Here is a 13,318-nt window from a genome sequence, read left to right on the forward strand (position 1 = left end):
GTCTTTTCTTTGCGCTAAAGTGCGAGCACGGAACGCGCGCTACCAAGTTCGTTGGAGACTCCTCAGACGGAGAGATAAAATGTGTGTAACCAACCCACGTATATCAGAATGCTCAACGTCGAAAAGATTTTTGCCTTCACGCTCAGCCTTTAAGCGGAACTTTGTAATGCTTGACATGGAGCCTCTGCGGGTATGACATCCTGGCGAGAGAGCGATTACGTTGTTCACTTCATCGCCATAGGCCAATGAGCCTATCATACCCGCCCCTCCATGTAAAGCATCACAAAGAGTTACTTTTTGCTCAAAATTCAAAAAAACGGGGAGCTTCAAGAGACGCTCTTGACAGACCTCGTTCATATCAGAAAACCTACCTTTAAATCGCGGTCGCTCATCTTGGATAGGCCTCGATAGAGGTTTTCTTATTTCATTCTTATTTTGATTGCATCCCGACAAGTGGTGCTGCTCTGACAGTATGCAGGAAGCAATAGCATTTCCATTTATTCAAGTTTTAAATATAATATATGAATAGAATATTGCAAAATCACAATGTGATTGACCGATTTATATAAAAAGACCAATGTGAAAGCGTTTTTAAAAAAGGGGCGAAACTTTCAATGAACCGTGGGACGAACACCACAACGAATCGTTACATACTGGCCACATATGCTCTGCCATTTTTTGTCATCTTAATCATGTCACTTGTGGTCGGAATTGTGATCTACGATCGGACGTCCTCCGTATTGGAAGAGGAGGTTAAATACTCGAACCAGGTTTTGCTGAAGCAGGGTATGAGCGTGCTCGATAAACGATGGGAGTCGGTTGATGCATTCATACGGCGGATCACTAACGATTCTAAAGTGACCCTGCTGCAGCTTATCTCCAACCCCTACAACAGTGCCGATTTATACAGACTCATCGAAGCCCAGAATCGACTGAAGGAGTACTATACCGATAATGGATTGATGATGGATTATTACATCTTTTTCAAGAACAGCGGACTCGTACTCAACAATGAATTTAATTCGCCAATCGAAGATTTTTCCGATTATGTTCGCTATATATATGAGAAGGGAGATTATATTCAATCGTTGCTCGGATCGTATTATTATCGACAAGTGCTTCCTGCCAATCATATTTTGTTAAAAGGAAACAGTCATCCGGTCATCACTTATTTGCATTCCTTTGGTTACTCCAACTATTCGAATGCGACAGTTATGGTGTTAATCGACAATCGGGAAATTATAAAACTGTTTGACGGCTTAAATATTTCCGGCGGTTGGGCTTATATCGCGGATAGGCAGGGCAACATCATTACGAGCGTTACTGGACAAGATGCGAAGCTGGCGCTGCACCATGTCGATCTGCCGGATAAAAACGGGGTGGTCAAACAAAAGATTGGCGAAGAGGAACTAATCATTACCTATGTAACTTCGGAATATAACGGATGGACGTATGTTGCCGCGCAGCCGTCCAATTTCGTGCTGAACAAGATTCATTATATTAAGAAGACGACCTTTTTTATTTTCTTTGTCTTTTTATTCGTAGGTGCCGTTATAGCCAGTTATGCAGCATACCGCAACAGCAAGCCGGTACAAGCTATCGTACAGACGCTTTCCAAATTACCTGCCGAGCCGTTTCATACGGGCAGCAACATGTTCCGCACAATGAACAGCACAATTTTATCGATTATCGAAACGAACCAGGAGTTAAAAATGAAAATGGAGCATCAACTTCCCTTTTTGCGAGCCTCGTTTTTCGAACGGCTGCTTAGAGGGCAGTTCCGTTCCGGCAGCGAGATTGAGGCGGTTATGCAGCATGTCAGACTGGAATTAAAAGGCGGCTCCTACCTGGTTGCCGTTCTGACTTTTCCGGCGAGTATTCAGGAGTTCCTTCCAAGTGAAATCGAGCATGTAACCCAGAAAAAGTTCCTGATCCACGAAACCGTGTCCGCTCTTATGCCGAAGGATGTTTTTCTGCATGATGTGGAGGAAGATAAGATCGCCCTGTTATATGTCTTCAACTCTACCGGTGCAGCGGACATCTATGCGGAAAGCAGCATCAAACTGAATGATATTCAGCAGCATATTTATCGTCAACTCGGCATGGTGACTCTCATATCTGCCGGTAATCCATATACGCAATGGATGGATATCTCGAGATCGTTTATGGAAGCGCAGCAAGCGCTTATTAAAGGCCGCCATAACCGGATTATATGGTTCAAGGATATACAGAAAAGCAATAACAGCTATTATTATCCGGAAAACATGGAGCTTCGGCTCATTAATATGGTCCGGGCGGGCAATGAAGGAGATCTGGCCGGGCTGCTTGATGACCTGCATCAACAAAATTTTATCGACAGGGATTTGCCTGTGATGGTTTTAAAAGTGTTTTTGTTTGATTTTTTGGGTACTGTACTAAAAGTTTATGAGGATACCGGTAATCAAGGCGGTTTCGAAAATGCAGCGGAGCTATACGCTTTTACCGATACCATCGAAAACATAGAGAAACACTATGTCAGCTTGAAACATTCATTATTGACGATGTGCAAAAACGTATTCTCACAAAGAAGCGCCAAGCAGCAGCAATGGTTTCAGGACATTCTCGGCTTCATCGATTCCCGGTATTCCGATATGGGTCTCTGCCTGGCCATGCTCGCAGAACGGTTCAGCGTGTCCGAGACTTATTTGTCCAAATATTTCAAAGAAAGCACCGGAATTAATTTTTCCGATTACTTGGAGAGCCGGAGAATTGAGCAATCGAAAGCGCTTCTTCTCGAAACGCACATGCCGGTAGGGGAGATCGCCGCACGCGTCGGGTACGGCTCGGCGAATACATTCGGACGAGCCTTTAAACGGGTGATAGGGGTCAGTGCTATGGCTTTCCGCGAAGCTGAGAAGGGAAAACTCAAGAATTGAAGAGTCTGCAAAAATTGCACAGAGGCCGATCGTAAGAATTGCACCATCAGCAGGTTCTTCCTGTTTACGCGATCTTAAGACCTGCCGTATAATCCGAATTGACCGCGGCCGGGTACATTCCATTTAGGAGGAGGTTCACACGTACAATTCCAGCTTCTTAAGACGTGCGCTTCGAGGATGGCAGCTTTACGTCCTGCTTATTGTTCCGCTTGTATATCTGATCGTGTTCCGGTACACCCCTATGTATGGGGCTCAAATTGCATTTAAGGATTTTTCAGTCAGTAAAGGCATATGGGGGAGCTCTTGGGTAGGTTTCAAGCACTTTATTCGGTTTTTTCAATCGTATGATTTCTGGCGGATCATGCAAAACACGCTGCTGCTCAGCTTGTATCATCTCATTGCCACATTCCCGTTTCCTATTATTTTGGCACTTGGCTTGAATCACATGAAGCATATCCGGTTTAAAAAAGCAGTCCAAATGGTGACTTACGCGCCGCACTTTATTTCCGTCGTCGTTATGGTCGGTTTGATTCTGCAATTTTTATCGCCGCGCTCCGGCCCTTTATCCGCCCTGGCGCAAGGGCTCGGATTAGAGCCGGTCAATATTATGGGAAATCCCGCTTTGTTCAAAAGCGTGTACGTTTGGTCGGATGTGTGGCAGCATACCGGGTTTGCTTGTATTATTTATCTCGCTGCTCTGTCCGGCATTGATCCTGCGCTCCATGAAGCAGCCAAAATGGACGGCGCGTCCAAGCTGCGAAGAGTATGGCATATCGATTTGCCGGGCATTATGCCCATGGCGACGATTTTGCTCATTCTGAATTTTGGACGCATCTTTGATCTCGGTTTTGAAAAGGTGCTGCTGCTGCAAAACCCGTTGAATGTGCGGACGTCGGAAATCATCGATACGTATGTATACAATATCGGACTCAAATCCATGGTTCCTAATTTCTCTTATGCTTCCGCCATCGGGCTGTTTAAAAATGTTATCGCTTTCGCACTCGTGATGACAGTGAACCAAATCTCTAAAAAATTAGGCCAGTCCAGTCTTTGGTAACCGGGAGGAATAGCAATGGAATCGGCTGCTTTGAAGGAGTCAAGCGGAGACAGGCTCTTTAATTATATAAATTATGCAATGATGACCCTTGTTTTTATAGTCGTGCTGTATCCGATCGTTTTTATTGTCAGCTCTTCCTTCAGTTCCAAGGAAGCGGTTTCAGCGGGGCAAGTTCTGCTTTGGCCGGTAAATTTCAGCCTGGAAGGATATGAGGCAGTGTTTCGTGACCGCTCCGTGCTGCATTCGTTCGGAATGTCCGTATTTTACACTGTTGCAGGTACCACCATCAATGTTTTGGTGACGGTCCTGGCGGCGTATCCTCTTTCACGAAAAGATTTGGCGGGGCGTAACGGGGTCATGGCTTTGTTTGCGTTCACGATGTTTTTTGGCGGCGGGCTGATCCCGAATTATTTGCTTGTCAAAAGCCTGGGATTACTGAATACGCCATGGGCGCTCCTATTGCCCAGTGCGCTTAGCATCTGGAACATGATTATTACCCGGACTTATTTTAACGCGACGATACCGGATGAACTGCTGGAAGCGGCGCAAATGGACGGCTGCAACGACTTCAAATTTTTGTGGAAAGTGGTGCTCCCGCTCTCCGGACCGATTGTGGCTGTCATCTCGTTATTGTACGGGGTAGAGCATTGGAATCAATATTTTAATGCACTCCTTTATTTGAAAGATCCCGGGCTCTACCCGCTGCAGCTGGTGCTCCGGGAAATTTTGATCCGCAGTCAAGCCAGCATGGATATGATTGCAGACTCCAAGCAGGCGGCTGAGCTCGCCGGGCTTTCCGAATTGTTGAAATATTCGCTGATTGTCGTAGCAACGATTCCGCTTATGGCGGTCTATCCATTCGTCCAACGTTATTTTGTAAAAGGCGTTATGATCGGTGCATTGAAAGGATAATATCGAGGAGGGTCCATATGAAACAGATGAAAAAAGGGATGTCGGTCACATTTGCCGCCTTATTACTCGCGACCGGCTGTCAGAACGGTACTGACGGAGGCGCTCAAGCAGGTAAAAGCGGCCAGGCCGCCAGCGGAGATAACGGCAATGCAGCTGTTCAAGATGCAGGCACGTTCCCGATTACGAAGGAAAAGACGACATTGAAAGTACTTGCGGTGAAAAGCCCCTATGTGGAAGATTATACAACCAATGAGTTCACCAAATGGTACGAAGAAAAAACAAATATTAAAGTGGAATGGCAATTTGCGACACCGCAGGATAAGCAGGAGAAGCTGAATGTGATTTTGTCGAGCGGCGATCTGCCGGACGTCATTGTCGGCTTCGGCGTATCTCCCGCGCAGCAAATGGTTTACGGACAGCAGGGCGTTTTTCTGCCGCTTAACAAGCTGATTGACAGCTATGGAATAGAAACGAAGAAATTGTATGAAATGTACCCGGAAATCAAAAAAGCGACAACCGCTCCCGACGGCAATATTTATTCCCTAAGCGGCGTTGACCGCAACCCGCACGCCATGCTGCCGCAAAAAATGTGGATTTATACGCCTTGGCTGAAAAAGCTGAATTTAGAAATGCCCAAAACGACAGATGATTTGGAAAAGGTTTTAAAGGCGTTTAAGGAGATGGACCCGAACGGCAACGGAAAAGCGGATGAAATTCCGATGGCCGGGGGGATTCAGGACCCATTGACCGGCGTGGACAGTTTTATTATGAACTCATTTATTTTAAATGAGCTCCCCGACCAGCTAATTTTTGACGACAAGGGAAATATCGACGTTATTATCAATAAACCGGGATACAAGCAAGGCCTTCAATATTTGAACAAACTTTACGCTCAGGGATTGATTGCGTCCGAATCGTTCACACAAAATAACGAGCAGCTGAAAGCAATGGTTGAGAAGGGCGAACCGAAAGTCGGCGTTATTTCTTCGATTATTCCGCAAGTGTTCTCCAATATCGCGGGCACCAGATGGCTGGATTACAAGACGGTACCGCCTCTAAAAGGGCCGGATGGTCTTCAGCAATCGCCTTATCGTTACTATGCGTTTAACGGCGGCGGGTTCCTCATCACCAACAAAGCGAAAAATCCGGAAGCCGCGTTTCGTTGGGCGGATGCACTGTACAATCAGGAGATCGGAATGCGCGGAAATATAGGAAGCGAAGGAATCGGTTGGAAGAAACCGGAGAAAGGAGAGCTCGGGTTAAACGGCCAGCCGGCCAAATGGATCCGTTCCCTGCCTTTCGGGACCGTGCAAAATAATAACTGGATGCAAACGACGTTCTATCATTTCACCCGGGAAATGTTCGAAGGGCTGGCCGCGGGTCCGACCGAGGTGCCGCGGGTGCTGTACGAGGAAACTACGAAAAACTATGAGCCTTATAAAACAAAGCAAAACCAGTCCGTACCTCCGATTTTCTTCAATGAAGCGCAATCAACCGAATTAAGCGACTTGCAGAAAACGATTAAAGATTATGTGAAGGAAATGTCCACCCGCTTTATTATCGGAGACGCCTCCATCGACAAAGACTGGGAGAAATATATCAAAACGTTGGACAGTATGAACTTGAAACGGTATTTGGAAATATACAATGAGGCTTACAAAGCGCAGTACAAGAAATAAGAAATTCACCTCAAGCCCGTGCTAACTGGCATGGGCTTTAATATAAGAAGCGGAGGTTGGAAAAAATGATGGAAAAACCGAATATACTTTGGATTTGTACGGACCAACAGCGGTTCGATACGATGGGCTGCTACGGAAATTCATTCGTTAAAACCCCTAATATCGATAAACTGGCGAAAAACGGCGTCTTGTTCGAAAACGCTTTCTGTCAGGCGACCGTTTGTACACCCAGTCGCGCGAGCTTCTTGACCGGGCGTTACCCTCGTACAACCCGCTGCCGGCAAAACGGGCAGAATATACCCAAGGATGAATTATTGGTAACCCGTCTGCTGTCGGATGCCGGATACACAGGCGGATTATCAGGCAAGCTGCATCTTTCCGCTTGCAATCCGAAGGTGACTACCGCGACAGAAAGACGCATCGAGGATGGATATTCCCAGTTCCATTGGTCTCACCATCCGGAAGATGATTGGCCAACAAATGAATATATCCAGTGGCTGCGTGCGAAAGGAAAAGCCTATCGTCCGCTTCCGATCGAAGGCAGTCGTTATGTACAGATCGGACCGGATGCAGAGGACCATCAGACGACCTGGTGCGCAGAGAAAGCGATTGGGTTCATTGAAGCTAATGAGCGTTATACCAGCCCATGGTTTTTTTCGGTTAATATGTTCGACCCGCACCATCCATTCAATCCCCCGCAGACTCATTTGCAGCGTTACCTGGACCGTCTGGATGATATTCCGCTTCCGAATTTCACGCCGGGTGAGCTGGATTCCAAATCTTACTTTCAACGCTATGACCATAATGGAGCTTACGGAGATTCCAGGCTGTATCCTTTCTCTACAATGACAGATCAGGATAACCGGATGGTGCGCGCGGCTTATTGGGCCATGATTGATTTAATTGATGAGCAGGTGGGCCGAATGATAGACGCATTGGAACGCACAGCCCAACTGGACAACACGATCATTATCTTTATGTCCGATCATGGAGAACTCTTGGGGGATCACGGCGTGTATTTGAAAGGGGCTTTCTTCTATGAGCCTTCCGTCCATGTACCGTTGATTATTTCCAATCCGGCCCGATTTTCCCCGAACCGGAGGAATCGGGAGCTGGTAGAGCTGGTCGATCTTGCTCCCACACTGATGGAAGCAGCCGGCTTGAACATTCATCCGGGCATGCAAGGGAAATCGCTCTGGCCGCTGCTCACAGGAGCGGAGAGGAGTGAAAAGCATCGGGAGGACGTCTATTGCGAGCACTATAATGCGAGTTCCAAACAAAACGGAATCGGCGGTTTTGCAACGATGGTGAGAACGGAACGCTATAAGCTGGTATCCTATCATAAGCGCAATGAAGGGGAGCTGTACGATTTGCAGCAGGATCCGGATGAGATTCACAACTTGTGGAACGATCCAAACTTGTCGGCAGTAAAACTGGAAATGTACGAACGCTTATGTGACCGTATGGCGGAAACGGTAGATCCTTTACCGGAGCGTCTGGCCGTTTGGTAAAGATTGCTACGACTATGATACTTGGTACTAAATTGCACAGATCAGGGGGCTCGCTCGAGAACGCATCCCGACAAGTGGTGCATGGCGAGTTCAGGCGCAACTATTTTGTTTCACTTGACACTAACATTAATGTCAGGGTATAAAATGGAATCATCTCGGGCAGAAAGGAGGGGATGTCGGTTGAAAATCGGGGAATTGGCGGAGCGGACGGGGGTCAGCATTCGCTCGCTTCGTTATTATGAACAACAGGGTCTGCTTGCACCGCTGCGGCAGGATAACGGATACCGGGAATATTCTCCGTTTGCTGAAGATCAGGTGCGGACGATCCGATTGTATTTGAATCTCGGGCTGTCGACGGAAGAAATTGCGGGAATCCTGCAATGTGTCCTCAAGAACAAGGAAGCCTTCTGCGAGGAAGTGCTGCCAATATACCAGGAGAAGCTTAAGGAGATCGACGAGCAAATTCATTTGCTCACCGGTATCCGACGGAACTTGATAGACCGCATCGACTCCATACTGCTCGAGAGAGCCCATTCCGGTCAGGAGGAACAAAAATGAGCGTAACAGCGGTGAACGATGTGAATTTTGCGACGCAAATTCGTAAAGAAGGAGCGACGCTGGTGGAATTCGGAGCTTCGTGGTGCCCTCCCTGCAAAGTCTTGCTGCCTATTCTGGACGAGCTGTCCGAACAGCACGGGGAAAAGCTTCGCATTCTCAAGGTGGATTGCGATGAATCACCTGCTACGGCAAGCCAATTCGGCGTCATGTCGATGCCTACCGTAATCGTATTCCATAACGGGGAACCGGTCGAAAAGCTGATCGGTTTGCGTCCTAAAAGCGTGTATGAAAACGTACTGGCCAAGTATTCTTAACGACGAACTGAAAAAGCGGAATCCATATTAAAACTGGATTCCGCTTTTTCAGTTCAATTGAAGTATAAGATTTTATACTTTTGCTTCGTACAACTTTGATAAACACGCTTGTCCCCTAAGGACGGTTGGCTTAAGAAGCGGATGCCGATTCTTGGTCTGTGCGCATCCCTTTCCTCTCAAAGACGCCGCCGAACAGGAACGTCCCGAGCGAAAGCGCCAGGCAGACCGTTGAGAAAATACCGATCGACGAATATCCGCCGAACTGGACATAGAGCAGGCCGGCTATCCATGCGCCGAGCGTGTTAGCGCCGTTCATCGTTGAGTTGGCCAAGCTGGAGATCGTTCCCCGGATGGAGGCGTTCAGCGAGGTGAGCGCCCCCATGACAATCGGGAAAATAATTCCGAGCGTCGCGAAAATAATCAGATAGACGATCGTCACGGCAGAGAGGCTCGACAGATTAGGCATAATCGCGTATAACGCCATGAGCAGAGCCATTCCTGCCGCGACCGCTCTCACATGGCCTAGTTTTCGAGCTGAATAAGCGCTAACCGTGCTTCCTAGCAAACTGCCGAATCCGAGGAACATCATCACCATGCCGATTTGTCCGATTGGAATGCCGAAGCGATCGAACATCCACTTGCCGGCAAAGGCGAATGCGGTACCGCTTCCCAGGTGAAGGAGCAGGTAGGCGATGAAGCCGCTCATTGCTTTGCCGCTCGTCACCAGCGGCACATACCGGAGAAGGATCGTCGTCCGCCCTCCCTTGTTCGCGCCAGGCTTCATGTGGGGCAGCGAGTGGAAGGCGACGGCGGCGAGCAGCAACGAAGCGGCCCCAATCGTCCAGAACGGTACGGACCAATGGGCGGTCGCGAGCCAGCTTCCGATTGGCACGCCGAGAGCTTGAGAAGCGGCCAGCCCCGAAAAGGCGATCCCCATCGTCTTCGGTACGCTGGTAGCAGGCATGACAGCCGGGATGGAAGCCCACACCTGGGGGGCCGTGAACGCCGCGCTGATGCCGGCAAGGAGGCGGAACAGGCACATCGTCCAGAAGCTGTCCGCAAAGCCGCACAGAATCGTTGAGACGGAGAATCCGAGCAAGCCGCTCAGCAGAACGGTTCTGCGGTTCCAGCCGTCGGATAAAGGCCCGGCGATCAAGGCGAATACGGCCGAGCCCAGCGTGTAGGCGCCAATCATCCACCCGGCGATCCCCGTCGAAACGCCGAATTGCGTCTGAAGCGTTGGGAGCAAGGGCGAGATGAGGAACGTATCGGTTCCGATCATAAACATGATAAAGAAAAACAAGGCGGTATATTTACGCATGGTCAATCACTCCTAATGACTTAATATTGCTTGCGTTTTCTATCTTAAGGTATAATGGTGACAAATTTAGTCATAAACTCATTTTTGTATAAAAAGGGGGCTGCTCGGGATGCCCAAGTCCAAAAGATTGATGGAGCTGATGATGACCGTCAACCGGAAGCGGCGTTTCAAGGTCCAGGAGCTTGCCGACGAATTCGGCGTCTCAACGCGCACGATTCTAAGGGATTTGCAGGAGCTGAGCGAGCTGGGGGTGCCGCTCTACTCGGAAGTAGGTCCGCATGGGGGCTATCAGGTGTTAAGAGAGAGGGTGCTGCCTCCAATCGCATTCACGGAGGAAGAGGCCGTGGCGATGTTTTTTGCCGTGCATGCCCTGCGCCATTACTCCTCGCTGCCGTTTGAAGCGGAATCCGCCTCGGCGCTGAGCAAGTTCTACCTTCATATGCCTGGAGACGTCCGGGACCGGATCGACGGTATGAAGGACCGGGTTGACTTCATTACGCCGACAAGGCGTGGCGATGCTCCCTGTTTAGCCATACTTCTCGATGCGGCCGTCCGCCGGAAAGTGCTCGTCGTCGAATACGAGTCGAAGGAGGAGGGGATGGACAGCCGCCGGATTCAACCGGTCTGCATTTACGCGAACAACGGTTTCTGGTATTGTACGGCCTATTGTTTCCTGCGTCAGGGGTTCCGCGTGTTTCGGTGCGACCGGATTCGGGAGGCGGCGTATGACGAGTCCGGCACTGAGCCGCTTGATCTGGGCGACGTTCGTCTCAGCAGGAGGGAGGCTGCAGAGCCGAGGGAGCCGGTTCGCCTTCGCGCGGAGCTGAGCCGATCCGGCGTCCAGCGTTGCGAAGCCGAGCTGTGGCTTGCTCCAATGATGCATGTGCGTGAAGACGGAAGCGGCGCGATCGATGCGGACGTGTCCCGCGGCGACATTCCTTTTTATACGGAGTTTTTCATCGGACTGGGAGACGAGGCTGTTCTGAAGGAACCGGCGGAATTGAAGGATGCGATTCGGAGAAGACTCTCCGAATTGCTGGCCCGATACCAATAGGTCCAAGCCGACGAATTCGGCGTTTCAAAGCGCACGATTGTAAGGGATTTGCAAGACTTTGGATGAAATAGGGAGATCGAAATGGTAAATAAATCGAAACCCGTAAGTGAGGATAATAAAGTCGAAATCGACACGATGCTTGTCCACCCGGATGGCAGTTCTGTCACTTTTTTGGAGAACGGACTGGACGGGCAGGAGGAATTTATTACTATTGAGCACCGGATAACAAGGAAAGGAGCGATTAACGGACCCCATTGGCATCCGGAACTGAAAGAAACCTTTAAGATAAAAGAGGGGCGGATGCGTTTTCTTGTGGATGGTCAGGAAATTATTCTCGAGACAGGGGAGGAAATAACGATCCAGCCCAGGCAGGTGCATCAGTTTTGGAATATTGGCTAAGCTGGCCAAAAGGCTCGGTTACCGGATCTGATTGGAAACTATCGAGTGAATCAATACATCAATAACTTAGAAGAGACAAGCGGGAAACTAGCGTGGTTGAAGGAGCGGTTATGGAATGCAAATGAAAGTCGCTTTATTGTTGGTTGTAATGTTTATGGCACTAACAGGTTGTTTTAACAAGGAAAAAAGGTCAGTAGAACCTGTACCAAGTCAAATATCAACTCCCAAGTCATTACACGAATTTAAGCTATCCGCCAAAGAACAAGAAGTGTATAATAACTTTCAAAAAGACTTAAAGAAACATCACCTAAGCGGGTTGGAACCAATTAGTATTGCCAAGCTATATGTTCAAGCAAGCTTAGACAGTAAAAATGATGTTGTTTATGCACTATTCACGGATAAAAAAGGGCATGTACAATGGACAAAAGAAGAGGATGAGAAAGTTCCTAATTCCGACAGGGGCACTAGCGAACAAATCCTCAAAACATTTAATAATATTGAAAAAGGAAAATTCATACAAACAAGCGATTTTGAAGGATATATTGAGTATCAGACAAGCGAGGACGAAAAACATAAGTCTGGCTTTAAAATGATTAGAGATGATGATGGTATTTGGAAAGTTTCTTTTCTGCCTATTCAATAACTAAAATTAGAAAATGAGGTTGAAGGAAGGGAGCAAAAAATGAAAAAGCGTACATATGATGAAACCACTTGGTACGATCCACGTTTGGCTATTTTGCAATCAACCATTCAAGGAAAAGGTATGTTTGCTTCTGAACCTATCCGGAAAGGGGAAATCATTTGCATTATTGGTGGAACAGTTTTCAACGACGATGAATTTCAGGCATATATCAAAACGGTTTCGAGATGGAATGCGGTTCAGATTGGCGAGGATACCCATCTTGTCGACCTGTCTGTACCACCGGAAGAAATGGACGGATCGATGAATCACTGCTGTAATTCTAATACCTGGATGCTTGATGAAGTTACTGTGGAAGCTAGACGAGACATTGCCGAGGGGGAAGAAGTAACGATCGATTATGCCCTTCAAACAGGTGGCTCGGATTGGTATATGGAATGTCATTGTGGCTCGCCGCTCTGCAGGAATATTGTGAGCGGGGATGATTGGAAAAAATCAGATGTGCAGGAACAATATATGGGACACTTTGCACCTTTCATAAATGGACGTATACGCAAGCTCAAAGGGGATTAACCGCATTATGGCGGTATGCTACAAGAAAACCTTCGGGGTAACACCCTGAGATCACAGAACCAGTAAATCCGACCCGGATTTAACCCAACGTAGTTAAGTAAAATCTGTTGCAAAAGAATCCTTGTGTTTCAAGGATTTTTTTGTTTTTTCAGGTAAAAAACTTCCCGGAAACGACCGAACCGACTCTTAGGACTTATGCATTAATTGCCTATAAATCGCCTTATATCCGCTGCCGCGCAACAAAGCTCGGCATTGCTTTCAGACCGACGGACTATTTCTCAACTGTTTTTTTTGTATTATAATTAACAAAATCGAATGGAAAAATTTATCATATAAGGTATTATACAGAAAGGAGGGTGTTTCTGACGTCTTTTGACCGACGGTA

11 protein-coding genes and 1 pseudogene are annotated in these 13,318 nt (G+C 47.9%); 11 read left to right on the forward strand and 1 reads right to left on the reverse strand.

What is annotated here, in order from left to right:
• Nucleotides 1-614: 614 nt before the first annotated feature.
• From E1757_RS28710 to E1757_RS28740, 7 genes and pseudogenes are all read left to right on the forward strand, one after another.
• Complete coding sequence (locus E1757_RS28710; RefSeq protein ID WP_133234718.1) at nt 615-2,915, forward strand: helix-turn-helix domain-containing protein; 2,301 nt, start codon at nt 615-617, stop codon at nt 2,913-2,915.
• Nucleotides 2,916-3,276: 361 nt separating this feature from the next.
• The gene (locus E1757_RS28715) at nt 3,277-3,972 is read left to right on the forward strand and encodes an ABC transporter permease (protein ID WP_342774608.1); all 696 of its coding nucleotides are present in this window, start codon (nt 3,277-3,279) and stop codon (nt 3,970-3,972) included.
• A gap of 15 nt (nt 3,973-3,987) precedes the next feature.
• The gene (locus tag E1757_RS28720; protein ID WP_133234722.1) at nt 3,988-4,884 is read left to right on the forward strand and encodes a carbohydrate ABC transporter permease; all 897 of its coding nucleotides are present in this window, start codon (nt 3,988-3,990) and stop codon (nt 4,882-4,884) included.
• 17 nt (nt 4,885-4,901) lie between these two features.
• Nucleotides 4,902-6,563, forward strand: a complete 1,662-nt coding sequence (locus E1757_RS28725; RefSeq protein ID WP_133234724.1) for an ABC transporter substrate-binding protein — start codon at nt 4,902-4,904, stop codon at nt 6,561-6,563.
• A gap of 65 nt (nt 6,564-6,628) precedes the next feature.
• A complete protein-coding gene (locus E1757_RS28730) occupies nt 6,629-8,074 on the forward strand; it encodes a sulfatase family protein (protein ID WP_246079617.1) in 1,446 nt (481 codons plus the stop codon).
• A 180-nt stretch (nt 8,075-8,254) separates the two neighbouring features.
• Nucleotides 8,255-8,632: a MerR family transcriptional regulator gene (locus tag E1757_RS28735; protein ID WP_133234726.1), complete on the forward strand. Its 378-nt coding sequence runs from the start codon at nt 8,255-8,257 to the stop codon at nt 8,630-8,632.
• Nucleotides 8,590-8,946 (forward strand): annotated as a pseudogene (locus E1757_RS28740) (thioredoxin family protein); the annotation flags it as partial. The gene E1757_RS28735 and the pseudogene E1757_RS28740, both read left to right, overlap by 43 nt.
• Before the next feature lie 130 nt (nt 8,947-9,076).
• Here the strand turns inward: E1757_RS28740 and E1757_RS28745 are convergent.
• Entirely contained in the window at nt 9,077-10,267 is a 1,191-nt protein-coding gene (locus tag E1757_RS28745; protein ID WP_133234730.1) for an MFS transporter, read from the reverse strand.
• 109 nt (nt 10,268-10,376) lie between these two features.
• Here E1757_RS28745 and E1757_RS28750 point away from each other — a divergent pair, with 109 nt between their 5' ends.
• From E1757_RS28750 to E1757_RS28765, 4 genes are all read left to right on the forward strand, one after another.
• Nucleotides 10,377-11,321, forward strand: coding sequence for a helix-turn-helix transcriptional regulator (locus tag E1757_RS28750; RefSeq protein WP_133234732.1), 945 nt, complete (start codon nt 10,377-10,379; stop codon nt 11,319-11,321).
• A gap of 81 nt (nt 11,322-11,402) precedes the next feature.
• The gene (locus tag E1757_RS28755) at nt 11,403-11,720 is read left to right on the forward strand and encodes a cupin domain-containing protein (RefSeq protein ID WP_133234734.1); all 318 of its coding nucleotides are present in this window, start codon (nt 11,403-11,405) and stop codon (nt 11,718-11,720) included.
• Between the two features lie 115 nt (nt 11,721-11,835).
• Nucleotides 11,836-12,363 (forward strand): RNA polymerase subunit sigma, encoded by a 528-nt coding sequence (locus E1757_RS28760; RefSeq protein WP_246079618.1) that lies wholly within the window; start codon nt 11,836-11,838, stop codon nt 12,361-12,363.
• Nucleotides 12,364-12,402: 39 nt separating this feature from the next.
• Nucleotides 12,403-12,933: an SET domain-containing protein gene (locus E1757_RS28765; RefSeq protein ID WP_133234736.1), complete on the forward strand. Its 531-nt coding sequence runs from the start codon at nt 12,403-12,405 to the stop codon at nt 12,931-12,933.
• Nucleotides 12,934-13,318: the final 385 nt, after the last annotated feature.

It is taken from the genome of Paenibacillus piri (genome assembly GCF_004354045.1).
Classification (GTDB): domain Bacteria; phylum Bacillota; class Bacilli; order Paenibacillales; family NBRC-103111; genus Paenibacillus_S; species Paenibacillus_S piri.

Bases quoted from the DNA above. Each gene is read 5' to 3' on its own strand.
- E1757_RS28750 (WP_133234732.1), top strand. From the start codon at position 10,377: ATGCCCAAGTCCAAAAGATTGATGGAGCTGATGATGACCGTCAACCGG.
- E1757_RS28720 (WP_133234722.1), top strand. From the start codon at position 3,988: ATGGAATCGGCTGCTTTGAAGGAGTCAAGCGGAGACAGGCTCTTTAAT.
- E1757_RS28710 (WP_133234718.1), top strand. From the start codon at position 615: ATGAACCGTGGGACGAACACCACAACGAATCGTTACATACTGGCCACA.
- E1757_RS28745 (WP_133234730.1), bottom strand. From the start codon at position 10,267: ATGCGTAAATATACCGCCTTGTTTTTCTTTATCATGTTTATGATCGGA.
- E1757_RS28730 (WP_246079617.1), top strand. From the start codon at position 6,629: ATGATGGAAAAACCGAATATACTTTGGATTTGTACGGACCAACAGCGG.
- E1757_RS28765 (WP_133234736.1), top strand. From the start codon at position 12,403: ATGAAAAAGCGTACATATGATGAAACCACTTGGTACGATCCACGTTTG.
- E1757_RS28725 (WP_133234724.1), top strand. From the start codon at position 4,902: ATGAAACAGATGAAAAAAGGGATGTCGGTCACATTTGCCGCCTTATTA.
- E1757_RS28755 (WP_133234734.1), top strand. From the start codon at position 11,403: ATGGTAAATAAATCGAAACCCGTAAGTGAGGATAATAAAGTCGAAATC.
- E1757_RS28760 (WP_246079618.1), top strand. From the start codon at position 11,836: ATGCAAATGAAAGTCGCTTTATTGTTGGTTGTAATGTTTATGGCACTA.
- E1757_RS28715 (WP_342774608.1), top strand. From the start codon at position 3,277: ATGCAAAACACGCTGCTGCTCAGCTTGTATCATCTCATTGCCACATTC.